This window comes from bacterium (genome assembly GCA_029210965.1).
Classification (GTDB): domain Bacteria; phylum BMS3Abin14; class BMS3Abin14; order BMS3Abin14; family BMS3Abin14; genus JALHUC01.
Genome location: JARGFZ010000004.1, coordinates 1 through 25,591, shown reverse-complemented (window position 1 = coordinate 25,591; position 25,591 = coordinate 1). Strand labels below are relative to the sequence as shown.

Sequence of the window (25,591 nt, the reverse complement as noted above, 5' to 3'; positions counted from 1 at the left end):
GTTATGTCTTCGGCCTGGTCCTCCTTTAACTGCTAATACCCTTGGTTAAGGAGCTGAATCAGTTTCAGCCACCTGCCCGGGTCGAGGGGCTTCCCGAAGCGGACCCAGACATCCGAGCGGAACCGGTCTTTTTCCGGGAAGTGCAGGCCCACCGGGATGATCGCAAGGTTCGCGGCCATTTCTCCGGAATCCAGCGCGGATGTAAGCCCCGGGCCAAGCCCGGGATCCAGATAGTCCAGGGCAATGCGGGCCGCGCCGGTGCGCAGGGGCCTCAAGCTCGGGTCGGAGTGGCTCTGGCCCTCGGAGAAGATGAGTATGGCTTCACCCAGTTCAAGTCTTTCCCGGCATTGGGCTATGGCGCCGGCATTCCTGGATGGATCCGCGCCCTTTGCGGCGTCTTTTTTGCGGTGGAACAAAATGACGTTGGTGGATTTTATCATCTGCCTCAGGATAATGATGTCGGCCAGGGTGCTCTTTGCTGTAATGGAAATGGGCCGCTTCAGGTGCATCAGGACCACGAGAGCGTCCACCAGGGCGTTGGGGTGGTTGGGCACAAGGAGAACAGGGCCCGACTCGGGCACGTTCTCGACCCCCTCCACCTCGATGCGCCGAAAGAAGATACGCACCGAGAAATATGCGAGATGACGCAGTATCCTGTAGATCATCAGGCGAACTCCCTGATCAAATATGGTTTTGAGTCCATTTTTTTAAGTCCAGGTCCGGAGTTGGGGCAAAGTCCAAACACAGTTGCAGTATAAGAGGAATACCGGGAATAAGGGATACTCAAAACGACCCTTGGACAAACTGGTGATGGTGAATGATAATCGGGAGAGAGAGGAAAGTGGAGAAGAAAGTGTTAAGGCAGTGAACAGTGAACAGTGAACAGGGCTCCCAGGGGGACGGTTCATTATAGTTTTGAAATGACCCCCCAATCAGGAGTCGCAGTGTAAGCAAAAGCTGAAGGAGCACGTCATCGGCGACCCGGTGAACAGCGTTCTGCGGATAACGACCAACATCTGGTATGACGGAGAGCCTTCCCTAAACGGAGATGTGGCCGTGTGGCGGGCCTACTACGGAAACGACAGCAATTATGTCTATCGGTACAAATTCTCAACGGGCGAGCTCATCCGCCTGTCCGATGAAACGTTCCGCGATGTAAGCGGAAGCTACATCGTGACCTCGGGCGGCAATACCTACTGGCTGACGACCAGCGAGAACTACCGCCTGTACGCCGCCCCGGTGGACAGCAGTTCCCCGGTGAGGACCGTTACCCCTCCGGACCTGGAAGCCTATAACGTTGATATAGACGACGGGATCATCGCCTACCAGACCTACGGCGACTATTACGAGATCCACTACGCGGATATTAACGCCGTTGCTTTCACAACCGTCCAGATCACCCACGGCACCGACTACAGCGAGAACCCGGCCATCAGCAACGGGGTCATCGCGTGGGAGGAGTACGTGGATGCCCAGGGCAACTACGAGATCTTCTACTACGACATCAACGCCGCGGCGCCCACCCTGGTCCAGGTGAGCGACAACCCTGACTACGATGACAAGGACGTTGATATTGACGATGGCATCATCACCTGGAGGGCCTCTGACGGCAGCGATCCGGAGATCTACTACGCCGATATCAGTGTAGGTGCCTCCACCTTTGTGGTGGTTCCGGTGACCGACAACGCCATCTATGACTATTATCCGCGGGTGGACAACGGTCTTATCACCTGGTGCGCCGATGGCGACGACACGGACTACGAGGTCTATTACTACGACCTGAACGCCGCTTCGCCGGTGGTGACCCAGGTGACAGACAACCTGGTCGACGATCACTACCCTGTCAGCGCAGGCGGGGTCATTGCCTGGAGCACCGAGTTGGCGCCCTATATCGCCGCTCCCTAGGCGTAAACCGTTCATAGTCATCTCTTACGGCCCCGGGGTATCTTTCCCCGGGGCCGTTCCTGTGTCCGTGGCGATGTGAAGGGTACCAGAGGCCACAAGGGGAGCCTTGAACAGATGGAGTGAATTATGTTAAATTTTAAAAAAATGACAACAAGGAGAAGCTATGTCCAGGGAAGACAGACTCAAGTGGATCTACTCTTCAAAGAACAATGAGGAGCTGGCTGAGCGGTACGATGAGTGGGCGGAAAGTTATGACCAGGAGCTGGAAGAGGACTACGGTTGGCAGATCCCTCAGCTGATCGCGGAGGAGCTATCCCACTTGACTCCCAGAAGCGGCAGGATCCTGGATGCGGGTGCCGGAACAGGGCTGGTGGGGCGATATCTCGGAGCGCTGGGCTACGGTGACCTGGTAGCTATGGATCTCTCCAATGAGATGCTTAATAAGGCCCGGGAAAAAGGCGTCTATGGAGAGTTTCACCAGATGGACCTGGCTGAGACGCTTGGTTTCCCCGATGATTCCTTTGACGCTGTCGTGTGTGCGGGTGTCCTTACCTTCAGCCACGCTCCCGCCAAGTCCCTGAACGAGATGGTCCGGGTGACAAAACCCGGGGGACACCTCCTGTATTCTCTCAGGACAGACGCTTACGATTCCATGGGGTTCGAGGATATTATCAAGGATCTGGATGCTGAAGGTAAGTGGCAACTGCTGGAAAAGAAGGGCCACCAGTCTTTCGCTGAGAAGGAGCAGGAAGTGGTCCACGACATCTGGGTGTACAAGGTGCTGTAGTAACCCCGGGTGGCGCAGTATGCATTATGGTGACATCACAATAAAAGGTAACAGGTAAAAGTGGAAAGCCGTCCCGGGTTCCGGGACACAAGAGACAAGGAAGTTTTGGGCCTGGCGTCTGTCTCCTTGAACTTGTGGTTTACCGATCTCTTGGTACTATTAATATCATGTACCCGGAAACCATGATCTCGGGTGACCCATCGGGTCCCCTGCTGTTTTTCCTCTCTGCGGGTGTGGCGCTGGCTGCAGCAGCTCCCATCGGTCCCATCAGCATACTGACCATCCAGCGCGCCATGACAATGGGGTTCTGGCTGGCTTTCTGGCCCACTCTCGGGGCGGCTGCCGGTGATGCTGTTTTCGGAGTTATCGCGGCTCTGAGCGCCGGGTACATTACGACAGCCATCCTGGGTGCAAGGTTCTGGCTCAAGCTTATCGGCAGCGCCCTCCTGATCGCCATGGGCGTAAAGCTGTTTACTCTCCGGTCGCTTAAACAAAACGGCATTAAAGAGAATTTCGGACCGTGGCAGCTCGGGTTTCTAAACTTCACCCTGGTCCTTTCCAACCCCTTTACCCTGACTTTTTATCTGGCGGCCTTCGCCTTCCTGGGGCTGAGTTCGGGGCATCTGTTTGCCAGGCAGTCTTTTTTTATCGGTGGAGGGATCGTTTTCGGAGCCATGACCTGGTTCGTGCTCATTTGTACTGTGGCAGGGAAGTTCCACATGAAGGTGGGTGAAGTGCTGCTGGGCCGTGTTCGCACGGGGATCGGGGCCCTGTTTGTTATCCTCGGCATCCTGTCAGCCGTTTCCGTTGCCCTGGGGAAATAAGAGAAGGTAGTAGAAAGGACGGGAGGTCCGGGTGCGCGGCGCCTGGTTCTGTGAACGGTTACTTAACTGTATCTGCTTCTGGAGCAAGGTGGCAAACCGGGCCCTCATACGGTTTTTCCGGAACCAGAACTTGAACTGGATCTTTGACCAGGTCCAGGACTGTCCAGGACAGGACTTGGAACCTGGAATAATTTACCCTATACTCTCGCCATGATCATTAACCGTCTCGTAGGCGGCTGTCTGGCCGCCGCTTCCTTTATCCTCTTTGGGCTGGTTATATCATCCCGGGGATCCTCCACCCTGGGGATCGAGGTGATGGACCGTCTCGGGCTGCTCTTCGTCCTCCTGTTTTTGGCTGGGCAGGCAGTTGCCTGTGTGGTCTTTATCCGGCGAAAGGATCTGCTGGTGCCCCTGCTTCTCTTTGCGGGGGGTGCGATCCTGTACGGCGTGATGACCGGCACCGGTGGCGGCGCGGCTGAGGCAGTGCGAGTCCCCTTGAACCATGCCCTCATGGCCGGAGCCAGTTTCAGCGGCCTCGCTTCAGGAGCCCTGGTGATGATGGGCAATGGGCCTACCGGGACCGGGAAGTGAAGTGGGGGTATTCAGTATGAGTAGAAGTAGAAGTATGAGTAGTAGCTAATCCTGCCTGGCTTTCCCGCACCGCGTCCCCGCGTCTCCGTGTCATTTCCCACGCTCTCACACCCCCAAACCCCCACACCTCAGGTTTAAGGTTTCGGGTTATTGATCGCACAGTCTGCGGGTTTCTTCTGCGTTCTGCATTCTGCATTCTGCTTTTCCCCACGCCCCTCTTGCCACGAATACTGTCAGAGCGTATCGTCTGACATCATGGAAAATACCCAACGAAAAAACATAACGCTGTGGTCTGATGTGAGGCTCGGGTTCCTGCATTTTCTGCCGGTAGGGGTGGTGATCTTCGGTTATGCCCTGGTGTTCGGGGTCCTGGCGGTAAACAGCGGGCTTACGGTGGCGGAAGCCTGCCTCATGTCCCTCACCATCTTCGCCGGGGCATCCCAGTTCATCGCTCTTCCCATGATCCAGGAGGGTGCCACCACCTGGGCTTTGGCCGCCATGGCCCTGGTGGTCAACCTGCGCCACCTCCTCTACGGTCTTAATATCGGAAGGAAATATCCGGATGCGAACACCTGGAAGCTCCTGGGTGTTTCTCTTGGGATCGTGGACGAGACTTACGCCTTTAACACCATCGGTCCGGGAGGTCCCATAAAATCGATCCCTTACTTCGCGGGAACAGCGATCTGTTCATATATAGTCTGGAACGTGGGCACTTTTGCAGGAGCACTGGCAGGAAAAGCAATGGCGGCGCTTAGTACCCCTGGTACCGGGGAGCTGGATTTCGCCATGCTGGCTGTCTTTATCTCCATGGTGGGATCCTCCCTCCGAAGGAGAGCCGATTGGTTCGTTATCGGGCTTTCTGTCGTAACGGCCTTACTGGTTTTTACCCTGGCGGGGGGACACTGGCATCTTTTCGCCGCCGGACTTCTGGTACCTTTGGCAGCCGCGACGTTATTCAGGGAGTCGAAAAATGAGAGTTGAACTCATCCTCGCCTGCCTAGCCATGACGGCGGTGACCTATCTGTGCAGGGCACTTTTCACTGCATCAGTATCCAGGGTGCGTATCTCACCGTGGTGGGAGCATTATCTGACATTCATTCCCTTCGCGGTCCTCACAGCCCTTGTCACTCCTTATCTTCTGCTGCCAGGCTCGGCCGTGACACTGTCCTTAATAAATCCCTACAGTCTGGCGGGGGTGGTAACTTTTATTGTCTCTTACAGGTCAAAAAATCTGATCCTGTCTGTGGGGGTAGGGATGGTATTGTTTCTGGTGCTGGGGAAGGTTCTTTAAAGGCAGTTTGGGGTTTACTGTTTGATGTTGAGGATCCTTTTAGATGAGTTGGTAAGTCAGGCGTAACGCGAAAAGCTTGACTATATCATCCAAACACGTAGTACTCTCCTGGCTCCTGTCTACTGTTCGTCAAACCCCTCCGCCACCTTGAACTTTTCCATGATGATCCAGGCATCGTCCTCTTTTACCAGGAAAAACTTCCAGGTGGCCCAACCCGGCTTTTTTTCTTTTGAGACAGGCAGGGTTGCACCAATGACGAGGTCGCGGTGCACGGCCCAACCCTCTACACGGACCTCAACTTCCACCTGGTCCTCGTATCCCGTCGTGTTGACAATGCTGATATTCGTGACCTCCTCCCTGAACTCCATCGCGCGGTCCACCAGAACCATTTTTTCCACATTGTCCTGAAAGAGTTCGATGGGGGGTTTGCCTGACGAGCAAGAGAAGAGGAGGGGGACCAGGATCAGGATCGGAAGAAACACTTTTCTCAATTTTTCATCCTTTGGTTTTCAGAACGGCCGGATCATGATTTTACCAGAAAAAGGACCGGCTGTGGAAAAAGGGTGGTGGGTGTTTGTGTGCGAGTATAAACATGGTCATTTTTGAGATCTGAGATCTGGAACTAAAAAGACCGCCCCGGGTAAGAGGCGGCCTTTCAAAAATTCGGCTGTGTCAGCAGTGTGACAGGCGGATCAGGGAATCTATTCCTCTTCCGCTTTCTCAGTCACGAGCCTCGTTTCGATGCCCCGGAGCATTTCGTAGAATCGGTGGATCACGTTAACCTCATGCTCGAATTCCTCGTTGGTTTTGGGGCAGAGGTATTTACCTTCGATGGGGGTAGAACATTTATCTGCCTCTTTATTATCGGTGAGCATGACCTGCATGGGTTTGGTGATCAGTTGAATGTCGTATTCATGAACTTCGGTGCAACACGGACATTCCCTAATTGTGACTCTTCCATCATCAAAATACATCCTTTTATCTCCTCAGTATTATAATATTGGGTTCCATTGAACGAGGGCACATTATACGGAAGAATAGATTGAAATCAAGACAAACAAGAACCGACCGATTTGAGTCGGTTTTCCTACATGATTCTATCCCCCGCAGTTTATTTTGTGCTTTAGGTCCCCATTATATGGTATAAAGCTGGCATGGGGGAAATCAGGATCCGTTGCCACGGGTTTCTTCCACAAAGTGTTTACGGGGACGCCTATGTTTAAACCTGTTAAAAAAACCAGAATTTACGAAGAGATCGTTTTCAAGATCAAGGACATGATCGAGCAGGGTAAGCTTAAAACCGGAGATCAACTGCCTGCCGAGAGGGAGCTTGCCGCAGCATTCAAGGTGAGCAGACCGTCGGTAAGGGAAGCTCTCAGAGCCCTGGAGAGCCAGAGGTTTCTGGTGAGCAGGCAGGGGGACGGGACATACATCTCCCAACAGCCCATTGAACTATTAATCGAACCTTTCGCAGCTGTAATAATGAAGGAGAAGTTCGATCAACTGGAACTGTTCGAGATGCGACGGCTCATTGAACCTCAACTGGCCGATCTGGCTGCCCAACGGGCCACCCCGGCTGAAATAGATGAGATGGAACAGATCGTGAACATGCAGGAACAACTACTGACCATCAGTGATCCCCAGCTAACCCCTGAGAAGACACTTCACGATCTCATTTTCAAGGCTGCCAAGAACAAGATCCTCATCAGCATTATGGACAGCCTGCTGGATTCCCTGGCGGAAACCCGTGACAAATACCTGCAGCTTGAAAGCAGGCCGCAGATGTCACTTGCCCGCCACAAGGAGATCCTTGCTGCCATCAAGGCTGGTGAAGGGGGACTCGCCGCGGACGTTATGCGCGAGCACCTGGAGGAGACTGAGGGCATGCTGTTCGAGGTGTTAAACGGGGAAAAAGGGAGAGAGCAGTGACAAAAGGCCAGGCTTCAGATCTTTCCCCCACATCCTCCATCCCTACACTCCACACTCCCGCAAAAATTCCCTCTCTTTTACGCTCTGCGTACAAGCGATTAAGAGTTCTTTGTGATCAAAACTCCGAACCCCAAATTCCCGGACTGCCCTTTAAAATGCTCTGACACCAGCATTCCTAATTTCTCGTTCTTCATCTTTTACGGCCGTCTTGCTATAAACTCCCAGTCTCCAATGCAAATATCGCCCAGCGACCCTCCCTGGCATCCGAACGAACCCCCACACCAGGACTCTTATCCTTTACATCGCTCATCTTCGCTCCTCCCTTCCGCAGCTTCCGCTGCCATGGAGGAGGCATTTACTCCAGGGGTTTTACGAATTTAAATGACTGGCTTTACGGGGAAGGGGACAACTTTCTGCCCAACCTGACCTGCGTTAACACCCTGACCTTTAAAAGGCTCAAGGGGATCCTCCCGGACGTTTCTTCCCTGAAGCAGATCCTGAGGGTGTCACGCACCTACAGTGTTATGAATCGATCGGACAGGCCCAGCGGGCAGGTGGTGGTGGAGATCAAAATACCGACCCCGTTCTGCGTCCCCCTGGAGGATGAGCCCGAGGCCATCCAGACCCTGGTGGACGCTGTGCTGGAGGACATCCGCTTCACGAGGATGGTGGATCAGGTCACTATTGAGTCGTACTCGCCCGAGATACTGGATCTGGCCAAGGCGGGGGAGTCTGATATCCCCCGAATGTTGGCTGTGGACGCGCTGCAGCTGCTCCCCCGTGAGTTAATAGAGCTGTATTCGGACTACAAGGTGCAGATCATCGAAAAAGATTCCTTTGGTCTTACCTGGGGAGAGGTCGGCATCGAACCGGCGCCTGGCTATCCGATCCTCTGGCTGTTTCGTGTACCAGGGTATTTTCCGGAAGGAGGCGGGGATGCTCTGGGCAACTACATCGCCACACTATTCGCCACGGGATCGAGCATCGCGTCACTCGATAAGAACCTTCTCTTTATGACCGCGGATCCGCCGCACCCTTTCCGCGGCCGCTTTGGTGGTTGCTGCGCTGCACTATTACGGTTTCAGTGTTCTGGTCTTTACCATCGACAATCAGCTGGAGTGGCTGTTCATGTCCGAGGCCGGGGTCGACGGGATGTACATCGATGACATTCCCATGGGGCTCATGATGGAGGGTTACTGACGGCAAAGGGACGACATCGGTTATGCTAATTTGACCTTACAGGTAACATGCCCTTCCCGCATCGCGCGGGAAGGGCCTTGTTTTTAATAGGGCGCTGTTATCGGTGTTTTCGCTGATCTAAAAGGTTCAGAACTGCCCGTACGGCCTTGAAATGGGCCTGATCTCTGATATTCTTATCCTTATCAAGATAACAGAGGGGTTTCCTGGTGTTTTCTCCTTTGTTACGTTAATACGGCGGCCAGGCAGAAGACCGCCGCATCGCTTCAAGGGGGTAAAGCCGTGAGAAACAAAACAGCTATCCTGATTGCTCTTCTCTTTGTCGGCATGGTTATCCTGCCGGGGTTTAGCATGTCCAGCGACGGCAGCAAAAAACCGACCATGGGGTGCGGAAATCCCGCCGCGGTTTTTGATGACTGGGCCGACTCGGATAATGTGGCCCACCTCTATTTTCACCAGGTGGATGAACCCTTCAAGGGCAAGAAAGACAGTGAAGCATGGGCCAGGATATCCTACACCTTCTGCGGTGTGCCCTCCCGGTTTGTTTTTAACGGCCACGGTCTCGAGAGGGAGATGCTCTATGCTCTCATCGCTTCACCCAGGATCCCCGAGGGGATGATGATGCCTCAGCCCATGCCCACGCTTCTGGGTGAGGCCATGTCCAACGGCGGCGGCAACGTCCATATCAAGGGCGCACTCCCCGAAGAAGAGCTTTTCCCGTGGGACCTCTACCTTGTGCGGGGCGACCTGTGGGAAGAGGTCATTCTCGCAGCCGATGAGCCCATAACCTGGACACCGGCCTGCGATGCGCAGGAGGTGTGTGATGAGGGAGTCCTGCTGGCTGAGCTTTCAGGGGCGTCCGCAATCCCGTCTGTCATGACTGAAGCCTCGGGCAAAACCATCTTCTACGACAACGGTAGCGGAGACCAGCTGGCCTTTATTCTTCAGGCTGCCCACATCGGGACCGTAATTGGGGCTCACATCCATTATGGAGCCATGGGTTCCAACGGGCCTGCGGCAGCGACCCTCTTCAACGGTTCTGATAACTCGGGTGAATTTCTCATGGCAGGGATGGTCCTGGAGGCCTCGCTCATGGGTGATTTCGCCGGCTCTCCGGTGAGCGCTCTCGTCGCCGCCATGGACGAGGGGATGACCTACGTCAATATCCACACTGAAACCTGGCCCGCCGGAGAAATAAGGGGCCAGATCGAGCGTATCGATATCGGCGGTTTCTGTCACGATGACGACGATGACTGGTATAACGATTGTGATGATGACTGCATTAATGACTGTATGGAAGAATGTCTGGAAGGGTATCCGGAAGTTTCCATGGAGGTCTGCAAGGACGAATGCAAGGATTTTTGTGCCGACGATGACAGTGATGACGAGTGCGAGGCGACAGTGAATCCGGAAGACCCATACTTAGAGCGCTTCGAGGGGATCGGTTTTGACAACAGCTGCGAGACTAACGAAGACGGCATCGTTGGAGGATGCAGTTTAGAGATCTGTGCAGCAGAATCACTTGGGTCGACCTGCGAGGAGCTGCCTTACCAGCCTGAGGGCGGCTGCCTGTGCGTTGACGGCGTCTGTCAGTGGTCTGTCTGCCCTGAGTGACGGGGAGGCAGCTTGTAACTGCACCTTTTAAAGCGAGCGGGACCTGCCGGGTTCCGCTCGCTTTGTGTAAAGGGGGGTAAAATAGGCCAGGGGAGTGAAGACCTGGCTGGTCCTGTATTGTAGTGCAAAACGGGATGTGGAATATGAAGCGTGGGTTGATGGTTGGACTGGGAATCATTCTAACTGTATTGGTGGTCGCATGAGTGATCTCCTGCGGAGACGAATATGATGAAAGCGGTATTTTCATCATGGACCCGAACGGGCGGACTGCTAGCAAAACCTCATTCTATACGGATCATTTTCCAGGTGAATGCAATGGAACCTGCTGGGATACCCTGTCCCGTGCGATGGATGAGAAGGGTAGGTGTAATAATCAATCAAGGATTGCGGATCACGGATTGAGATCCATAACCGCTGAAGTCAATATGTAACCACGGGCGGCCTTCGGGCCGCCTTTATTCGTATGTGCGTAGAGCGTGGATGTGTATGTGCGTCAGAACTTTTTCCTTTACGGCCTGCGGACGTACGGACACAAACCCCAAACCCCAAACCCCAAACCCCAAACCCCAAACCCCAAACCCCAAACCCTTCCTTCCCTTTACATCCAGGCCTAGCTCCATTAGGTTTTAAATATGGACAAATGCGATGCCCTGGCGCTGCACGAAGCCTACGTCAACGGTGATCTGGAGAGGATCAAATACCTCCTCAACGATCCCCCTGACTTCCCCAACTGCCGTGGACCGCGCGGTATAGGCGAGATCGTCCTGGAATACGCCATCTACCACAGTTTTTTTGCTTTTATCCGCACTCTCCTCGACCTGGGCGCTGACCCCAACTATGGAGACCATGCCGGTTTCCCCTCCCTCATCGCGGCTCTGTCCACTGACCGGGATGACAGGCTCCACGTCGTAGAGCTTCTGCTCTCTTACGGCGCCGATATCCAGCAATACGGGCACAACGGCTACACCCCCTTGCACTGGGCGGCTGCGGGGGATGATGTGCAGGCCATCGAGCTTCTCATTAAAAACGGCGCAGATACCACCGCAAGGACGCTGGTGGACGATCACAACACACCGGAAGAGGAGGCAGAGCTCCTGAATTGTCAACAAGCGGTCACTGCGCTGCAAGAGTCGGTGAGAAAGGACCAGGATTAGGACCAGGATTGGGAGTACCTTTTTGGGGCTCCCCTGGAAAATGGCTGCGACAAGGAAGGGAGATCCTTTTACCAGGTGGTTTCAAGCTGCCTGGGTCACAGATTCCGGGGGTCCCGACCGCCCGGGAATTCAGTTTAATTAATACCTTGGGACATTGTGCTGTCTGAGGGTTTACTTGAATTTCCCCCTTGTTTCGAAGTACATTCGAGTGAATGCACCGTGAAACTCAAACCATGAAACCTGGCGGGTCCTTCAACTGGGTCCCGCGCCGCTACAGCCTTATCGATCTCACAAACCTGTTAATGGTCGGCGTCCTGTTTCTTTTCTATCTCTTAACCCTTCAAGATCTGCCCAATCTGCTCCCGGCGCCCTTCCTGTACCTCTTTCTGGTCCTCCTGGTGGAAACGACCGTATTCTTAAGGGATCGGTACCGGGGCCGCAGCCTGGCGGCTCCCCTTGTGCTCCTGCTGACAGTGCTCTTTCTCTTCGTCGCTTTTGAATCCCTGGCCCTGACCCTGCCCTATTTCAATCCCCGGCGTTACGACTGGCTCATGACGGCAGCGGATCATGCCCTGTTCGGCCTTCACCCCACGGTCTGGCTGGAGGGAGTCACCCATCCCGCCCTCACGGAAGGCATGTACATCCTTTACGCCTTCTATTTTCCAATGCCTGTCATACTCCTTGGCTGGATGCTGGCCAGGCGCCGGTACAGGGCCGTGTCGGACGGTGTTTTCCGCTATCTGCTTTGCTATTACGGGGCCTATGTGGTCTATTTCCTCGTGCCGGTCCAGGGGCCCCGTTTCCACCTGGCCAACCTGCAGAGTGTGGAGCTTAAGGGCTGGTTTCTGTCCGACCCCATCCGCGGGCTTATCGATCTGCTCGAGCCTAACAAACTCGACGCATTTCCAAGCCTTCACGCAGCTATTTTACTGGTCACCCTGATACTCGCCTTCCGGGAGAACAGGGCCATGTTCCGTTGGTTCCTGGGGATTGGCTCCGGAATTCTTGTTTCCCTCGTGTACCTCAGGTATCATTACTTTTCGGACGTCATCGCCGGCCTGGCGTGGGGGTGGGTCAGCTGGCGGTTGGGGGGCCGACTCAGCAACAGATACGATTCCGCCATGGCATCACATTTTGGAGACGAGATTTGAAGGATCAGGAAATTTCCATCGGGGATGGTCGGGAGCAGGCATCCACCTACGTGATCCTCCTCTCCGCTCCTGTCCTCCTCACCATATACCGCACCTGGGGATGGGCGGACCGGTTCCCGGAATGGTTCCCGGCTCTGTCCGGCGGCCCCCTGGCAGGTTTTCATGCGGTCCTTTTCCAGTGGCTCTCCTTTTTCCTCCTGGTCATGGCGATCCCCTTTCTTGTGGCCAGGTTCGGGATGGGCCTTAAGCCGGGAGAACTGGGGCTGAAGTGGGGCGACCGGCGCTTCGGGCTTATCTTCACAGCTGTCGCCCTTCCTCTCCTCGTGGTCCCTTTTTCCCTCCTGGCGTCCTCCATGCCCGAGGTCCATCTGGAATACCCCCTCGCCATGATCGTGGCAACCCGCACCGACCTGTTGATGATCTACGAGACCGCCTATGTCCTTCTTTACTACCTGGCCTGGGAGTTTTTCTTCCGGGGGTTCCTGCTGTTTCCCCTTGCGCGCACGTTCGGGGGGGTGAACGCCATCCTGATACAGACGATCCCCTCCTGCCTCATCCACATAGGTAAGCCCGAGGGGGAGCTCATCGGTTCCATCATCGCGGGGCTGATCCTGGGGGGCCTGGCCCTGAGGACCGGTTCTATCTGGTACGGGTGGATCATTCACGCTGCCCTCGGCGTCCTGGTAGACCTTCTCGTGATCTTCGGATGACACCGGGATGGAAATGAGAACCGCCCTGATAACCGGGATCAACGGTTTTATCGGCAGTCATGTAGCCGGGAAACTCCTGTCCACGGGGTATCAGGTCAGGGGGCTCGTCCGGTCGACCTCGGATCTGTCGCTTATCAGCGATCTTGACCTTCATCTGTTTACAGGGGACGTGACCGACAGTGCCAGTCTTACGAAACCCATGGCAGATGTGGATACTGTCGTCCACGTGGCAGGCCTTGCTTCCGATTGGGGGCCCTACAGCAGGTTTTACGAGGTCAACGTCACCGGGACACGAAACACGGCCGCCGCTGCCGCCGGCGCCGGGGTGCGTCGTTTCGTCCACATAGGAACCACCGCGGTGCACGGTTTCCCCGGTTTCCGGGACCTTAAAGAGTCGTCTCCCATGGCCAGAACCCCATTTCCCTACTGCGAGACCAAGAAGATCGCCGAGCGATGGCTCTTCGACTTTTCCACTTCGGTTCCCATGGAGGTGACGAGCATCCGGCCGGGCAACGTCTTCGGTCCCCGGGACCACACATTCATCGATAAGTACCTCGATGCCATGATAACGGGCAAGGCGGGATACATCGGAGGGGGACGCAGCTGGACCTGCCCCACCTATGTCGAGAACCTGGCAGAGGGGATCCTGGCAGCATGCACGATACCGCAGGCGTCTGGCGAGGCGTTTTTCATCACCGACGGTCTTGACATCACCTGGCGGAAGTTCACGGAAAGTCTCGCCTCTGAACTGGATATCCGTCCCCCGAGACTCTCCATTCCCTTTCCCCTGGCCTACACCGCAGGAGCTGTGTGGGAAGGAGCTTACAGGCTCCTGGGCATCTCAACACCACCGCAGCTCACCCGGTACCGCGCATCCAACGGGGGCCGGGACTATCACTTCTCCATCGATAAGGCCAGGCGTCTTCTGGGCTACAGTCCCGTCGTCGGTTTCCCTGAGGCCGTGGCGAGGACCGTGGCGTGGTACCGCCAGCGGAAAGGGTGATGACCCCCCTCCGGCATGGAGGCGGGCTGCCTGTCTGCTGATCCTTTTCCTTTCGGGTTCGGAACTGTGAAGAGCCAGGACACGGGTGAAAAGGTCGGCGGCCGGCTGTTTTGCCCATTCATGCCGATATAAGCCGGGTATGCTCACAGGATGTCCGGGTTTGATCCCTGGTGAAAACTTCGGGTTTTGCGGCCTGCCGGGAGAATTAAACTCCCGCAGGCTCCCGGGCGCGGAAAACCGCCTGGAATGTGATCGCACCGAGAATTACGGAACCCCCGACCATGGCCCATTTTCCCGGCACCTCCCCATGGGCGAGAAAAGTCCACACGGGGTTGAGGAGCGGTTCGAGGAGCAGGATGAGGGCCGCCTCGATGGCGGTGATATATCTGCTGGCCACTGAATACAAGGAATAGGCGACTCCCAACTGAACGACTCCAAGCAGCAGGAGGGCGGCAAGATCCTTACCGCCGGGAGACCCCTGGAACATGAAGGGTATGCAGATTATCCCGGCCAGGACATTCCCGATAAACAAAGACCCGTAAGGCGCATGTTCCTTCTGTCGGCGGAAAAGTAGAAAGACCCAGGCAAAGGCAAAGCCGCTGGCGACAGCTGCCATGTTCCCCCAAAAACCGCTGAAGCTGAGCTTGTCCATAAAGAACAGAACGATCCCGCCCGTGACCAGGGATATGGTCACCCAGTCGGAGCGTCTTATTTTCTCCTTGAGAAACCAGACGGAAAAAAGGGCCACCCAGGCCGGAGCGGTGTACTGGAGCAGGACGGCATTGGCGGAAGTGGTCATCTTGTTGGCGACCACGAAGGTGATCATGTTTGCCGCGTAGGCTCCGGCGCCGGCGAGTTGGTAGAAGGACCACGTAAATTTCATCCGCGGGAAGGCGATCCATACGAAAACAGCAGCGATCAAGCTGCGCACCCCTGCAATGGCCATGGGGTTCCAGTCCACCCACTTGATGAGCACCCCCCCCAGGCTCCAGCACAGGGCTGCTCCTACGAGCAGAAGGATTGAGTTTTCCCTTCTCACATATCCGTCCTTCACTCCGAGTGATCCCTCAATTACAGAACTTCCAAGCTCCGGTTTAGCACGGGCAAAACAGGAAATACATTGCGAATTGCGTATTGAGGATTGAGAATGAAAGACTTTAATGCACAATCGGGAATTTTAAAATGGAAATCGACCTCCTCAGTGGCCCTTTACGACGACGCCTTGGAGGCAACGCTACCTGTGACCTTCTGGTATTATGTTTTGTTTTTCAGGAAACGGTCAATGCTGTAATGTAGGGTCATGCTGAAGAAACTGTTCATGGTTAAAAACTGTTAGCTGTCAGTTTTTTCTCCGGGTCCACGTGTCAAACGGTTTTCACCAGGGTTTCCACCAGGTACCCCTGTCGTCCCTGCAAACTGGAATTACTCGGGCGTCAAATCTTCTCGTTTCGTTTCTTTAACTCCTCCATGCGCCGCGCCAACTCCCCATCGATCCAGTTTTCAACCTCGTTCTGAATCTCCTCTCTGATACTTTCCCGCAGGGTTTCCAGCCGTTTTTTACACTCCTCCTCGACCATGGCTATTGCCTTTTCCTCCAGCTGGAGCCGGATCTTGCTTTCAAGATCCATTAGCTGCTTCTGAAGGATCTCCTCGATCTGTGCTCCGAATTCCAGGTCCATATCGCCCTGATTTCCAGTCTCCCTGGCGTCCGTACCCATGATTCCCCCCTTTGCAGCGTCACGGTTCCGACATTGAAATATGCATATTTACAATTATAACTCGATAGGAAGGATTTGGGCCAGGAATGCTCTGACAGGGTGACTCGGAGGCAAGGGGAAAAGGGCGATGGGGAGGATGGGTGAAGGGCAGTCCAAAGTCCAATGTCCAATGTCCAAAGGAAAGGCAGGGCGGGGGGCCTGGGAGCATGGGGGCGTGGGGGCATGGGAGTGAACCTGGAACCTGAGGCGCGGCAGCGCCGAGCGTGTCTCGGTAATTTAAATGTCGAAGAATAACCTCCGTGACAGTCATTCCGGGTAAATCTGTTCCTAAGTATCCAGGTATCGAAGTGTCTAAGTAAATCCTGGGAAAGAATAGTTTCTATATAGGCAAGGTTTTTTTCACCACGGAGACGTTGAGACAGGGAGGCAAGCGGAGAAAATATAAGCCTGATAAAACGCTCACCAAAGTCATTCCGGGCCGAGCCATGATTCAATCCATTCCAAACTCTTCCCCTCCCTTGAGGGGAGGGGATTGAGGGGAGGGTGAAATAAACGCGAGGACCCGGAATCCATTAGAATCCTGAATCAGGGATCCTCAGTTCTCAATTGTTCAAACCAATTACGGCCTGTCCCCTTGATTTGATCATCCCCTGCGTTATTTTACTTCTTCTGTGTCCTTTGCGGTTTCCTTATTTTTCCGCCGTTGTATAATCTTTGCCGTGCGAGAATGGCGGAACTGGCAGACGCGCAGGATTTAGGATCCTGTACCTTGCGGTGTGGGGGTTCGAGTCCCCCTTCTCGCACCATTCGACGCGCCATGAAATACCAGTGGGCTTGCTCATGGCAGGCCACTGGCTCAAAGGGGGACGAAAACCTTTATAAAGCCGGGCGAAGGGCTTTTTGTTGGGAGTTCCAGGTTCCAGGTCCCGGGTGAAAGAATTGGAATACCTGATCTATGATTTTTTGTGAAATGTTAAGAAAAAATGACAAAAAACTGTTATTCACCTTCAAAAAGTACTGATATCTGCAACAAAAAGGATGTTTTTTCCCCTGACTTGCCCAATCTTTAGAATTCAGGTAGCATCGGCACTCTTTTTCAGGGGTTTTATTAAAACTCGAAACTCGAAACCGATTTTCCGAGTTGCAAGCACTAAACATATTATAGAAGCGAGGAAAATACATGAAAACCACCGTTGAAGTAACAGGCGAAGTAGAACGCAAACTTAACATCGAGGTTCCCTGGGATAAATACCAGGAGGAGCTGGACCGTCAGCTGGTTCAGATCCGTAAAGGTGCCGCGATAAAGGGGTTCAGGAAGGGCAAAGCCCCCATGGAGATGGTACGCCGGATCTATTCTGAGGACTCAGGCAAAGATGCGGTCAACGCTCTTGCGGGGGAGGCGGTCAGGGAAGCTCTGGCCGAACACGACCTGAAACCTTTTGGCAGCCCTTATCTGACGGGTGTTAACACCGAGGAGGGTAAGTTCGTTAAAATGGAAGCCATGGTGGAACTGGAGCCCACCTTTGAACTTGCTGACTATAAAGCTCTGGAACTCGTCAAGCCAGGTTCCGAAGTGACTGATGAAGAGGTTGAAAAGTTCCTCCAGAACATGCGACAGAATCAGGCCGAGACCGTAAGCGTTGAAGAGAAGCGCGCTTTAAAGGACGGTGACGTCGCTAATATCGATTTTACCGGTAGTATGGACGGTGAGCCTGTCCAGGACCTGAACGGCACCGATTACCTGGTCCACATCGGGAGTTCTGAGACTGTTCCCGGCTTTGAGGAGCAGGTCCTCGGTATGGAGGCCGGCCAGAAAAAAGAGTTCGATCTGACCTTTCCAAAGGATTTTTTCAAGCCGGAGCTGGCTGGACAGCTGGTTCACTTTGATCTTCACTTGAAGGATATCCGTGAACTCCACCTTCCTGATCTGGACGACGATTTTGCCAAAGAACAGGGGGAATTTAAAAATGTCGAGGAGCTCATGGCAGCCATCAGGGAGAACATGGGCCGGATGAAGGCCTCGGACTCTGAAAAGGCTCTACGGCGGAACCTGACCCAGCGTCTTGTAGATGACAACGTTTTCGAGGTGCCTCCATCTCTCGTGGACAGTGAGCTGAGGCGCATTGTTCAGGAGTACGGCGACAACATGATCCAGTCCGGGCTTGACAACAATAAGGTCAAGGAGTCGATTCTCGAAAATGAGGAACACTTGAGGAAGACGGCCACTGAGACCATCAGGCTTCTGTACATCATCACGGCCATCGGGGAAAAAGAGGAGATAGTCGCAAGTGAGGAAGAGATCTATAGCGTGGTGAAGGGGATGGCTTCCCGAATGGGCAAAAACGCCGATGAGCTCGTAGCGGAATACAGTAAAGAAGGGACTCTGAGCGAAGTTGGTTTCAATGTCGTCAGGGAAAAGGTTTTTGCTATGGTTCTGGACAACGCGACTGTAAAAGAAGTGGGAGCGGAGACGGAGAAGCCGGCCAAGGCGAAGAAAGAGAAGAAAACGAAGGCGAAGAATAAATAGCGGAAAATCACATGTATCGGAGTGTCGGAGAACCGGTGTGTTGGAGTGAGACCTGACACAATCGCCGTAACAATATATTAAATAGTTTTTTCACCGATACCCCTATACGCCGTTACACCGATACATATAGTTCAGGAGGCTTTTTTTATGAATCTTATACCTATGGTGATCGAACAATCAGGACGGGGCGAACGAGCTTATGATATATATTCCCGGCTCCTCAAGGACAGGATCCTCTTCATGGGGACCGCTATCGATGACCAGGTTTCCAACCTGCTCATAGCCCAACTTGTCTATCTCGAGTCTGAAGGGCCAGAGAAAGATATCCACCTGTATATAAACAGTCCGGGTGGTTCTGTATCGGCTGGCCTTGCGATATACGATACCCTGCGTTACATTAAACCCGAAATCGAGACAATCTGCATCGGGCAGGCTGCCAGTATGGCGGCGGTGATCCTCTCGGCGGGAACAAAGGGCAAGCGGTTAGCCCTCCCCCACTCGAGGATCATGATCCATCAGCCTATGGGCGGATTCTCAGGGCAGGCCTCGGATATTGATATCCACGCAAAGGAAATTCTGAGGCTCAAAGAGGAACTTAACAGGATCCTGTCCGATAACACGGGTCAGCCCATGGACAGGATCGAGAACGATACCGACCGGGATTTCTTCATGTCCGGTGAGCAAGCCGTTGAATACGGTATTGTGGACACCATTATTTCCACCAGGCTCACCGAAAATAAGGAATAACCAACGGGGAGACCAGATGAGCGATACTAGAAATAAAGATGCTGGAATACTGAGGTGCTCCTTCTGCGGCAAGACGCAGGACGAGGTCCGCAAACTCATTGCGGGTCCTACTGTCTATATTTGTAATGAGTGTGTTGATCTGTGTACTGACATAATTGCGGAGGAGTGGGACCGGGAGGAGAGCGAGCGTATTTCCAGCGGCCTCCTCAAACCGGACCAGTTAAAGGCCGCTTTAGACGAATATGTCATCGGGCAGGAACGGGCCAAAAAGGTCCTTGCCGTGGCTGTGTACAATCACTACAAGAGGATCGAGTCGACCCAGGAAGATGTGGAACTCCAAAAGAGTAACGTTTTCCTCATTGGACCCACAGGATCAGGAAAGACTCTCCTGGCACAGACACTGGCGCGCATTATCAACGTCCCCTTTGCCATAGTGGACGCCACTACCCTCACAGAGGCCGGATACGTCGGCGAGGATGTGGAGAACATCATCTTGCGGCTGCTCCAGAACGCCGATTACGATGTTGCCCGGGCCGAGAAGGGGATCGTATATATCGATGAGATCGACAAGATTGCCCGCAAGAGTGACAATCCATCCATCACCAGGGACGTTTCCGGTGAGGGTGTCCAGCAGGCTCTACTGAAGGTCATCGAGGGAACCATCGCCAACGTTCCGCCCCAGGGCGGGCGCAAGCATCCTCAGCAGGAGTTCATTGCCGTTAACACCAATGATATCCTTTTTATCTGCGGTGGAGCGTTCGTGGGGCTGGACGATGTCATCGGGCAGAGGGTCGGGGCGAAGAACCTTGGCTTCGGCGCCGAGATCAAAGCGGAAACGGAAAAGAACATCGGGGAGATCCTGGGGAAGATGCAGCCGGAAGACCTGATCAAATACGGTATGATCCCGGAGTTTGTCGGGCGGGTACCGGTGGTGGCGACTCTCCACGACCTTGACAAGGACGCGCTTGTCCAGATCCTTACGCAACCGAAGAATGCACTGGTCAAGCAGTACCAGAAATTCTTCGAGTTCGAGGACACGAACCTGAAGTTCACCGATAGCGCCCTGGACTCCGTATCCATTGAAGCGATCAAAAGAAAGTCCGGCGCACGCGGACTACGGGCCATCCTCGAAGAGGTCATGCTCGATATTATGTATGATCTGCCCTCCCAGCCTAACGTCAGGGAGTGCATCATTAACGAAGAAGTCGTTAACAATAGAACAGATCCTATCCTGCTTTACGAGTCGGGTGATAGTGAGGGAGAAGGGGTGAAGGAGAAGGAGAAAAAAGTCTCCTGAGTACCAGGGTCCTTTGGATGCCCGTATACGTCAAAAATAGTTTCCTGCCGCCCGGACTTGAGTGACCGGGCAGGCGATCGGAGTGTGATAAATCATGTCAGAAGGCAATGATAATGTTTTAACCACGGAATCCCTGCCGGTTCTGCCGCTGAGGGATATCGTTGTGTTCCCACATATGATAGTTCCCCTATTTGTGGGCCGGGATAAATCCATCCGGGCTCTGGAAGAGGCCATGGCGGCGGACAAGAACATCCTTCTGGTAGCCCAGAAAGATGCCCAGATCGATGATCCTGAGCCGGATGAGATCAATCTTGTTGGTACCCATTCCTCGATCCTGCAGATGCTGCGGCTGCCCGATGGAACCGTTAAGGTTCTCGTTGAGGGGCAGAAAAGGGTGCGGCTTGCCCGGTACAGCATCATGGATGACTACCTTTCCGCCACCTACGAAGAGATCGATACCTCCATTCCCCTTTCTGCCGAGCTGGAAGCCATGATGCGCAGCATTATAGATCGGCTGGAAAGGTATGCCAAACTCAACAAGAAGGTTCCACAGGAGGTCCTGGCCACGGTTTCCACTATCAACGAGCCTGGAAAGTTCGCCGACACAGTGGCGGCACACCTTATCATAAAGCTGGAGGACAAGCAGGATATCCTCGAAACCATCGAAGTTGCCCCGAGACTTGAGACGGTCCTCCAGATACTGGAATCGGAGATAGAGATCCTCCAGATCGAGCGAAAGATACGCAGCAGGGTTAAACGCCAGATGGAGAGGACGCAGAAGGAGTATTACCTTAACGAACAGATGCGAGCCATCCAGAAAGAGCTCGGGGAGAAGGACGAGTCCAAGGCCGAGCTGCAGGAACTGGAAGAGAAGATCGAAAAGGTCGGGATGCCTGAGGATGTTCTCGAGAAGGCAATGAAAGAGCTCCGCCGGCTCAAGATGATGGCTCCCATGGCTGCAGAGGCCACAGTTGTCCGAAATTACATAGATTGGCTGATATCAGTACCGTGGGACACATACACCGAAGACAAACTGGACATCCTCGAGGCGGAAAAGATCCTGGATGAGGATCATTACGGACTTCAGAAAGTGAAGGAAAGGATCCTCGAGTACCTCGCGGTTCATCAGTTGGTGGGCCAGCTGAAGGGTCCCATACTGTGCTTCGTGGGCCCTCCCGGTGTTGGGAAGACCTCCCTCGCAAAATCAATTGCCAGGTCCATTGGCCGGAACTTCGTGCGGCTGTCCTTAGGCGGAGTCCGCGACGAGGCCGAGATCCGCGGGCACAGGCGGACCTATATTGGAGCCCTTCCGGGCAGGATCCTTCAGTCCATGAAACGGGCTGAGAGCCTGAACCCTGTTTTCCTCCTGGACGAGGTCGACAAGATGAGCATGGACTTCAGAGGGGATCCCTCTTCGGCACTGCTCGAGGTCCTCGACCCGGAGCAGAACGGGGCCTTCTCCGACCATTATCTCGAGGTGGATTACGATCTCTCCAAGGTGATGTTCATCACAACTGCCAACTCACTGGATCCCATCCCGGCGCCCCTGAGGGACCGCATGGAGATCATCCGGATCGCTGGCTACACCGAGCTCGACAAACTCAACATTGCCAAAAGTTTCCTGGTGAGTAAACAGATGGAGGTCAACGGTCTTACCGAGGACAACGTCAATTTCACCGATAAAGGGATTTTGGAGCTCATCCGCGGGTACACGCGGGAGAGTGGTGTCCGAAACCTGGAGAGAGAGCTGGCATCCGTGTGCCGTAAGGTGGCTCGTGAAGTGGTCAAGGAAAAAGAAAATGGCAAGCGAATAACCATTTCACCCAAGATGGTGGGAGAATTCCTGGGTGTGCCTAAGTTCAAGCACGGTCTCATCGAAGATAAGGACCGGGTTGGTCTGACAACCGGCCTTGCCTGGACCGAGGTTGGAGGAGAGATCCTGCAGACTGAAGTGACCATACTGGAGGGTAAGGGGAACCTGATCCTCACCGGTAAACTGGGTGATGTCATGCAGGAATCGGCTCGGGCAGCTCTCAGTTATGTCAGGTCCAGGGCGGAAGATCTTGGTTTGCCAAGGGATTTTTACCAGAAGGTGGATATTCACGTTCACGTGCCTGAGGGTGCTATTCCCAAAGACGGCCCGTCCGCCGGTATCACTCTTGCCACGTCCCTGGCTTCGGCTCTGACAGGAAGGCCGGTCAGGCACGATATAGCCATGACGGGTGAGATCACCCTGAGAGGCCGGGTACTTAAGATAGGCGGACTCAAGGAGAAACTTCTGGCAGCTAACCGCGGCGGAGTCTCCCATGTGATCATTCCCATTGAGAACGAGATGAACCTGAAAGAGGTCCCCAGGGAGATTCTCAAGGGACTCAGCATCCACCCGGTGGAGAGCGTTGATGAAGTGCTTGCAATAGCTCTGTGTGAGGCTCGGGAAGAGCAGCCGATCCCTGCGCTGCGGCCTTTTGACACCGATCCCACCAGCGCCGTTACAGCAAAGGTGGATCCTGTTCAGACGCATTGACATATTGTTCCAGGTTCCAAGTTTCAGGTTCCAGGCAAAACCCTGGACACTGGACATTAGGCGCCAGAAACTAAACAGTAGTTGACAGCAGTACCCAAGAAGAATATAAGTAATTCCCTGTCGGGCGGTTAGCTCAGTTGGGAGAGCATCGGCCTTACAAGCCGGGGGTCACAAGTTCGAGCCTTGTACCGCCCACCAGTTCTCTAAAAAAATGTTGAAGATAAATAGGGGTCGTAGTTAAGTCGGTTATAACGCCGGCCTGTCACGCCGGAGGCCGCGGGTTCGAGTCCCGTCGACCCCGCCAAAGATCACGAGGGGCTGCGGATGCAGCCCCTTTTTACGTAATGGTGAACTGATGAAAAAAATAACAGTTGGCTCATTGATATGGTGTACTCTGTTGTTCTCCTGCGTTTCCACCCCGCCCCCTTCAGTTCAGGAAAATGTTATCATTCAGCATGCCAGAGAAGATCTGGTGCGGGGTGACTATGACTGGGTTGTTCACGATATGGAGAAATATCTTCAAAATTATTCACGAAGCAGTCTTGCTGCTGAGGCATACCTCCTGCTGGGTGAAGCTACCAAAGGTCAGATCGATACAGCAAGGAAAGAAAAGAACATTACAGGAATGTTCCTCACCACCTATACAGCCCCCCTGATCCAGAAAGCTTATGAAAATTATATGCTGGCTGCAGAGGAAGCGATAAACGATCAAATTGCTTCTGAAGCCTTGTTCAAGGCAGCGGTCATGCTCGATATTGGATACATGAAAATTTTTGACAAAGCTTTAGTTGTGTATGGAGATGTCATCAAGAAATTCCCGGGAACGACCTGGGCCGAGACGGCTCAAGTGAGGTATGATAACCTTGCTGGAAAGTTCCGTTCCCTGCAATCAGGTCCTCATAAGATCCCAGTCCAATAGTAATAGACCCGACCTTTAATTTTCATATGCCAGCGCTTATCCGTTTCAAGTGATGGCTGATTTTGCCCCTGACAACTGATATAACCACTATAATGCCCCGCAACGTAAAACTCAGACAAGGTTTTACAAGATCGAGGCGTTTATTTAATGGGCGACCCAGTATCGGACCCTGCTGGACAAATCTGGCGGTGTCAACAAGTCATCGCCGGGAGACTGATCGGGGGGAATATGTCTACTGTAAAAGGTAACATCACAAAGGTTCTGGGCCGGATAAGGGTGGCCGCTGAAAAAACCGGCAGGCTGGCCGACGACATCATGCTCCTCGCCATCAGTAAGACCATGCCCACAGAGCGGATCGAGGAGGCAGCTCTGGCGGGGCAGGTTCACTTTGGCGAAAATAGGATCCAGGAGTCACGGGAAAAGATCCCGCAGCTGCCGGAGGGTCTGATATGGCACCTGGTGGGGCATTTGCAAAGCAATAAGGCCAAATACTGTCCCGCCCTTTTTGATTGGGTCCACTCCATCGATTCTGTCCTCCTTGCCAGGGAAGTCTCCCATCGTTACCTGGAAGAAGGGAAGGTGTGTAAGGCTCTTGTCCAGGTGAACGTATCTGGTGAGAAGGTCAAGTACGGCTGTGAGCCGTCCGAGACCGGGGACATCATTGCAGCTCTTATGGAAGAGGAAGGTACCCAGCCTGTGGGGCTTATGACCATGCCTCCCTTTGATCCCGACCCGGAGAGGTCCCGCCCCTGGTTCAAGGCCCTTAGAGAGCTCAGGGACAATCTGGTGGCCGAGGGTCACCCGGATAGCTCCCTGAAGGAGCTGTCCATGGGAATGACAGGAGATTTTGAGGTTGCCATTGAAGAGGGCGCCACTATCGTGAGGGTCGGGACCGCCATTTTCGGTGTGAGAGGTTTTTAAAGACACGGGGACACGGGGACACGGAGACGCGGGGACGCGGAGACATCCAGGCTCATACCCACCCGCCATACAAAGCATATGAAAAGACTGAAGTTCCAGCACTCCCGTCGTGATCTATACGACATTATCCGCATTACAGCTTCCCAGCGTCCATTTAGACGGGTGGCCATGCCCGCATTGGCGGGATTTGTTTTTCTGGGACATGCCATTGACGGCAACTACGACAAAGGACTGGTCTGGGCCGTATTGATGGGAGCCCTTTACTGGAGCATCTCCCATATCATGTTCTGGATCAACGTCTTCGGTGCCGGTAACGTGACGCTTCTCGCGCCCCAGGAGATAGAACTTCAGGATGACCTTATGGTGGTCACCAGCGAACATTCAACGGAGAAGTTCCTCAAACCGGATACAGCCGACGTCAAGGTCACCAATGAACACCTGGTGATCACCACCAGCACGGGGAAGCTGGTGTTTCTGGAACGCAGCTTCGAAATACCCGGAGACTTTGAGATTCTGAAGGCCTGGTTGATGTCCGGGCCGTCAGGACACGGAGACGCGGTGATACGGTGAGAAAATCATGACGCGGGGACACGGAGACGCGGAGACACGGGGAATACCGTGTGCATAGGTGCTTGGGGGCATGGGCGTTTGGGAGAAAAATCAAGGCACCAGGTTTGTCATCGCGAACCGTTACCCGAGTGAAGCGATCCCGTTTTTTATGTTGCCTTTGCCCTTGCGCTTGTCGTTGCTCGTCCATCGGCTGGGAACCTTCCGACAGTAAG

The 25,591-nt window shown here is 54.0% G+C and carries 25 protein-coding genes and 3 tRNA genes; 23 read left to right on the top strand and 5 right to left on the bottom strand.

Annotated elements, in window-relative coordinates; translation table 11 throughout:
• Positions 1-32: 32 nt before the first annotated feature.
• Positions 33-665: a lysophospholipid acyltransferase family protein gene (locus P1S59_02905; protein ID MDF1525207.1), complete on the bottom strand. Its 633-nt coding sequence runs from the start codon at positions 663-665 to the stop codon at positions 33-35.
• Between the two features lie 319 nt (positions 666-984).
• Between P1S59_02905 and P1S59_02900 the strand changes: the two genes are divergently transcribed.
• The 6 genes from P1S59_02900 (at position 985) to P1S59_02875 (ending at position 5,398) form a co-directional block, all read left to right on the top strand.
• A complete protein-coding gene (locus tag P1S59_02900) occupies positions 985-1,905 on the top strand; it encodes a hypothetical protein (protein MDF1525206.1) in 921 nt (306 codons plus the stop codon).
• Between the two features lie 163 nt (positions 1,906-2,068).
• On the top strand, positions 2,069-2,692 hold the full coding sequence (locus P1S59_02895; protein ID MDF1525205.1) for a class I SAM-dependent methyltransferase: 624 nt from the start codon (positions 2,069-2,071) through the stop codon (positions 2,690-2,692).
• A gap of 167 nt (positions 2,693-2,859) precedes the next feature.
• Positions 2,860-3,516 carry a LysE family transporter gene (locus P1S59_02890; GenBank protein ID MDF1525204.1) on the top strand — a complete coding sequence of 219 codons (657 nt, stop codon included), beginning with the start codon at positions 2,860-2,862 and terminating at the stop codon, positions 3,514-3,516.
• 210 nt (positions 3,517-3,726) lie between these two features.
• Positions 3,727-4,107: a hypothetical protein gene (locus tag P1S59_02885; protein MDF1525203.1), complete on the top strand. Its 381-nt coding sequence runs from the start codon at positions 3,727-3,729 to the stop codon at positions 4,105-4,107.
• A gap of 255 nt (positions 4,108-4,362) precedes the next feature.
• Positions 4,363-5,088 carry an AzlC family ABC transporter permease gene (locus P1S59_02880; GenBank protein MDF1525202.1) on the top strand — a complete coding sequence of 242 codons (726 nt, stop codon included), beginning with the start codon at positions 4,363-4,365 and terminating at the stop codon, positions 5,086-5,088.
• Entirely contained in the window at positions 5,078-5,398 is a 321-nt protein-coding gene (locus tag P1S59_02875; GenBank protein MDF1525201.1) for an AzlD domain-containing protein, read from the top strand. The genes P1S59_02880 and P1S59_02875 overlap by 11 nt, the downstream gene beginning before the upstream one ends.
• Positions 5,399-5,517: 119 nt before the next feature.
• On the opposite strand, the gene P1S59_02870 is transcribed toward P1S59_02875, so the two are convergent.
• Both P1S59_02870 and P1S59_02865 read right to left on the bottom strand, forming a co-directional pair.
• Positions 5,518-5,889, bottom strand: coding sequence for a hypothetical protein (locus P1S59_02870; GenBank protein MDF1525200.1), 372 nt, complete (start codon positions 5,887-5,889; stop codon positions 5,518-5,520).
• A 210-nt stretch (positions 5,890-6,099) separates the two neighbouring features.
• The gene (locus P1S59_02865) at positions 6,100-6,372 is read right to left on the bottom strand and encodes a hypothetical protein (GenBank protein ID MDF1525199.1); all 273 of its coding nucleotides are present in this window, start codon (positions 6,370-6,372) and stop codon (positions 6,100-6,102) included.
• A gap of 241 nt (positions 6,373-6,613) precedes the next feature.
• On the opposite strand from P1S59_02865, the gene P1S59_02860 reads away from it, so the two are divergent.
• From P1S59_02860 to P1S59_02830, 7 genes are all read left to right on the top strand, one after another.
• The gene (locus P1S59_02860) at positions 6,614-7,327 is read left to right on the top strand and encodes a FadR/GntR family transcriptional regulator (protein MDF1525198.1); all 714 of its coding nucleotides are present in this window, start codon (positions 6,614-6,616) and stop codon (positions 7,325-7,327) included.
• 503 nt (positions 7,328-7,830) lie between these two features.
• A complete protein-coding gene (locus tag P1S59_02855) occupies positions 7,831-8,493 on the top strand; it encodes a hypothetical protein (GenBank protein ID MDF1525197.1) in 663 nt (220 codons plus the stop codon).
• A gap of 313 nt (positions 8,494-8,806) precedes the next feature.
• Entirely contained in the window at positions 8,807-10,138 is a 1,332-nt protein-coding gene (locus P1S59_02850) for a CHRD domain-containing protein (protein MDF1525196.1), read from the top strand.
• Between the two features lie 632 nt (positions 10,139-10,770).
• On the top strand, positions 10,771-11,292 hold the full coding sequence (locus P1S59_02845; protein MDF1525195.1) for an ankyrin repeat domain-containing protein: 522 nt from the start codon (positions 10,771-10,773) through the stop codon (positions 11,290-11,292).
• Positions 11,293-11,525: 233 nt separating this feature from the next.
• Positions 11,526-12,443, top strand: a complete 918-nt coding sequence (locus tag P1S59_02840; protein ID MDF1525194.1) for a phosphatase PAP2 family protein — start codon at positions 11,526-11,528, stop codon at positions 12,441-12,443.
• Positions 12,440-13,153, top strand: coding sequence for a type II CAAX endopeptidase family protein (locus P1S59_02835; protein ID MDF1525193.1), 714 nt, complete (start codon positions 12,440-12,442; stop codon positions 13,151-13,153). Before P1S59_02840 ends, P1S59_02835 begins: the two co-directional genes overlap by 4 nt.
• A 7-nt stretch (positions 13,154-13,160) precedes the next feature.
• Entirely contained in the window at positions 13,161-14,156 is a 996-nt protein-coding gene (locus tag P1S59_02830) for an NAD-dependent epimerase/dehydratase family protein (GenBank protein ID MDF1525192.1), read from the top strand.
• A gap of 205 nt (positions 14,157-14,361) precedes the next feature.
• Here the strand turns inward: P1S59_02830 and P1S59_02825 are convergent, their stop codons facing one another.
• Positions 14,362-15,195: a DMT family transporter gene (locus P1S59_02825; protein ID MDF1525191.1), complete on the bottom strand. Its 834-nt coding sequence runs from the start codon at positions 15,193-15,195 to the stop codon at positions 14,362-14,364.
• Between the two features lie 394 nt (positions 15,196-15,589).
• Positions 15,590-15,874 (bottom strand): hypothetical protein, encoded by a 285-nt coding sequence (locus tag P1S59_02820; GenBank protein MDF1525190.1) that lies wholly within the window; start codon positions 15,872-15,874, stop codon positions 15,590-15,592.
• 721 nt (positions 15,875-16,595) lie between these two features.
• Between P1S59_02820 and P1S59_02815 the strand changes: the two genes are divergently transcribed.
• From P1S59_02815 to P1S59_02770, 10 genes are all read left to right on the top strand, one after another.
• A tRNA-Leu gene (locus P1S59_02815) sits at positions 16,596-16,680 on the top strand.
• A 374-nt stretch (positions 16,681-17,054) separates the two neighbouring features.
• Positions 17,055-18,401, top strand: coding sequence for a trigger factor (gene tig / locus P1S59_02810; protein ID MDF1525189.1), 1,347 nt, complete (start codon positions 17,055-17,057; stop codon positions 18,399-18,401).
• Positions 18,402-18,548: 147 nt separating this feature from the next.
• Positions 18,549-19,148, top strand: a complete 600-nt coding sequence (gene clpP / locus P1S59_02805; GenBank protein MDF1525188.1) for an ATP-dependent Clp endopeptidase proteolytic subunit ClpP — start codon at positions 18,549-18,551, stop codon at positions 19,146-19,148.
• Positions 19,149-19,164: 16 nt separating this feature from the next.
• A complete protein-coding gene (gene clpX / locus P1S59_02800; GenBank protein ID MDF1525187.1) occupies positions 19,165-20,445 on the top strand; it encodes an ATP-dependent Clp protease ATP-binding subunit ClpX in 1,281 nt (426 codons plus the stop codon).
• 94 nt (positions 20,446-20,539) lie between these two features.
• Positions 20,540-22,969, top strand: coding sequence for an endopeptidase La (gene lon / locus P1S59_02795; protein MDF1525186.1), 2,430 nt, complete (start codon positions 20,540-20,542; stop codon positions 22,967-22,969).
• A gap of 122 nt (positions 22,970-23,091) precedes the next feature.
• Positions 23,092-23,167: transfer RNA gene (locus tag P1S59_02790), tRNA-Val, on the top strand.
• A 29-nt stretch (positions 23,168-23,196) separates the two neighbouring features.
• Positions 23,197-23,273: transfer RNA gene (locus tag P1S59_02785), tRNA-Asp, on the top strand.
• 51 nt (positions 23,274-23,324) lie between these two features.
• The gene (locus tag P1S59_02780) at positions 23,325-23,888 is read left to right on the top strand and encodes a hypothetical protein (protein ID MDF1525185.1); all 564 of its coding nucleotides are present in this window, start codon (positions 23,325-23,327) and stop codon (positions 23,886-23,888) included.
• A 228-nt stretch (positions 23,889-24,116) separates the two neighbouring features.
• Positions 24,117-24,809, top strand: a complete 693-nt coding sequence (locus P1S59_02775) for a YggS family pyridoxal phosphate-dependent enzyme (protein ID MDF1525184.1) — start codon at positions 24,117-24,119, stop codon at positions 24,807-24,809.
• Between the two features lie 78 nt (positions 24,810-24,887).
• On the top strand, positions 24,888-25,379 hold the full coding sequence (locus P1S59_02770) for a hypothetical protein (protein MDF1525183.1): 492 nt from the start codon (positions 24,888-24,890) through the stop codon (positions 25,377-25,379).
• Positions 25,380-25,591 lie beyond the last annotated feature (212 nt).

Bases quoted from the DNA above. Each gene is read 5' to 3' on its own strand.
- P1S59_02895 (MDF1525205.1), top strand. From the start codon at position 2,069: ATGTCCAGGGAAGACAGACTCAAGTGGATCTACTCTTCAAAGAACAAT.
- P1S59_02830 (MDF1525192.1), top strand. From the start codon at position 13,161: ATGGAAATGAGAACCGCCCTGATAACCGGGATCAACGGTTTTATCGGC.
- P1S59_02770 (MDF1525183.1), top strand. From the start codon at position 24,888: ATGAAAAGACTGAAGTTCCAGCACTCCCGTCGTGATCTATACGACATT.
- clpX (MDF1525187.1), top strand. From the start codon at position 19,165: ATGAGCGATACTAGAAATAAAGATGCTGGAATACTGAGGTGCTCCTTC.
- clpP (MDF1525188.1), top strand. From the start codon at position 18,549: ATGAATCTTATACCTATGGTGATCGAACAATCAGGACGGGGCGAACGA.
- P1S59_02885 (MDF1525203.1), top strand. From the start codon at position 3,727: ATGATCATTAACCGTCTCGTAGGCGGCTGTCTGGCCGCCGCTTCCTTT.
- P1S59_02865 (MDF1525199.1), bottom strand. From the start codon at position 6,372: ATGTATTTTGATGATGGAAGAGTCACAATTAGGGAATGTCCGTGTTGC.
- P1S59_02840 (MDF1525194.1), top strand. From the start codon at position 11,526: ATGAAACCTGGCGGGTCCTTCAACTGGGTCCCGCGCCGCTACAGCCTT.
- P1S59_02890 (MDF1525204.1), top strand. From the start codon at position 2,860: ATGTACCCGGAAACCATGATCTCGGGTGACCCATCGGGTCCCCTGCTG.
- P1S59_02860 (MDF1525198.1), top strand. From the start codon at position 6,614: ATGTTTAAACCTGTTAAAAAAACCAGAATTTACGAAGAGATCGTTTTC.
- P1S59_02875 (MDF1525201.1), top strand. From the start codon at position 5,078: ATGAGAGTTGAACTCATCCTCGCCTGCCTAGCCATGACGGCGGTGACC.
- tig (MDF1525189.1), top strand. From the start codon at position 17,055: ATGAAAACCACCGTTGAAGTAACAGGCGAAGTAGAACGCAAACTTAAC.
- P1S59_02905 (MDF1525207.1), bottom strand. From the start codon at position 665: ATGATCTACAGGATACTGCGTCATCTCGCATATTTCTCGGTGCGTATC.
- P1S59_02775 (MDF1525184.1), top strand. From the start codon at position 24,117: ATGTCTACTGTAAAAGGTAACATCACAAAGGTTCTGGGCCGGATAAGG.
- P1S59_02780 (MDF1525185.1), top strand. From the start codon at position 23,325: ATGAAAAAAATAACAGTTGGCTCATTGATATGGTGTACTCTGTTGTTC.
- P1S59_02820 (MDF1525190.1), bottom strand. From the start codon at position 15,874: ATGGGTACGGACGCCAGGGAGACTGGAAATCAGGGCGATATGGACCTG.
- P1S59_02880 (MDF1525202.1), top strand. From the start codon at position 4,363: ATGGAAAATACCCAACGAAAAAACATAACGCTGTGGTCTGATGTGAGG.
- P1S59_02845 (MDF1525195.1), top strand. From the start codon at position 10,771: ATGGACAAATGCGATGCCCTGGCGCTGCACGAAGCCTACGTCAACGGT.
- lon (MDF1525186.1), top strand. From the start codon at position 20,540: ATGTCAGAAGGCAATGATAATGTTTTAACCACGGAATCCCTGCCGGTT.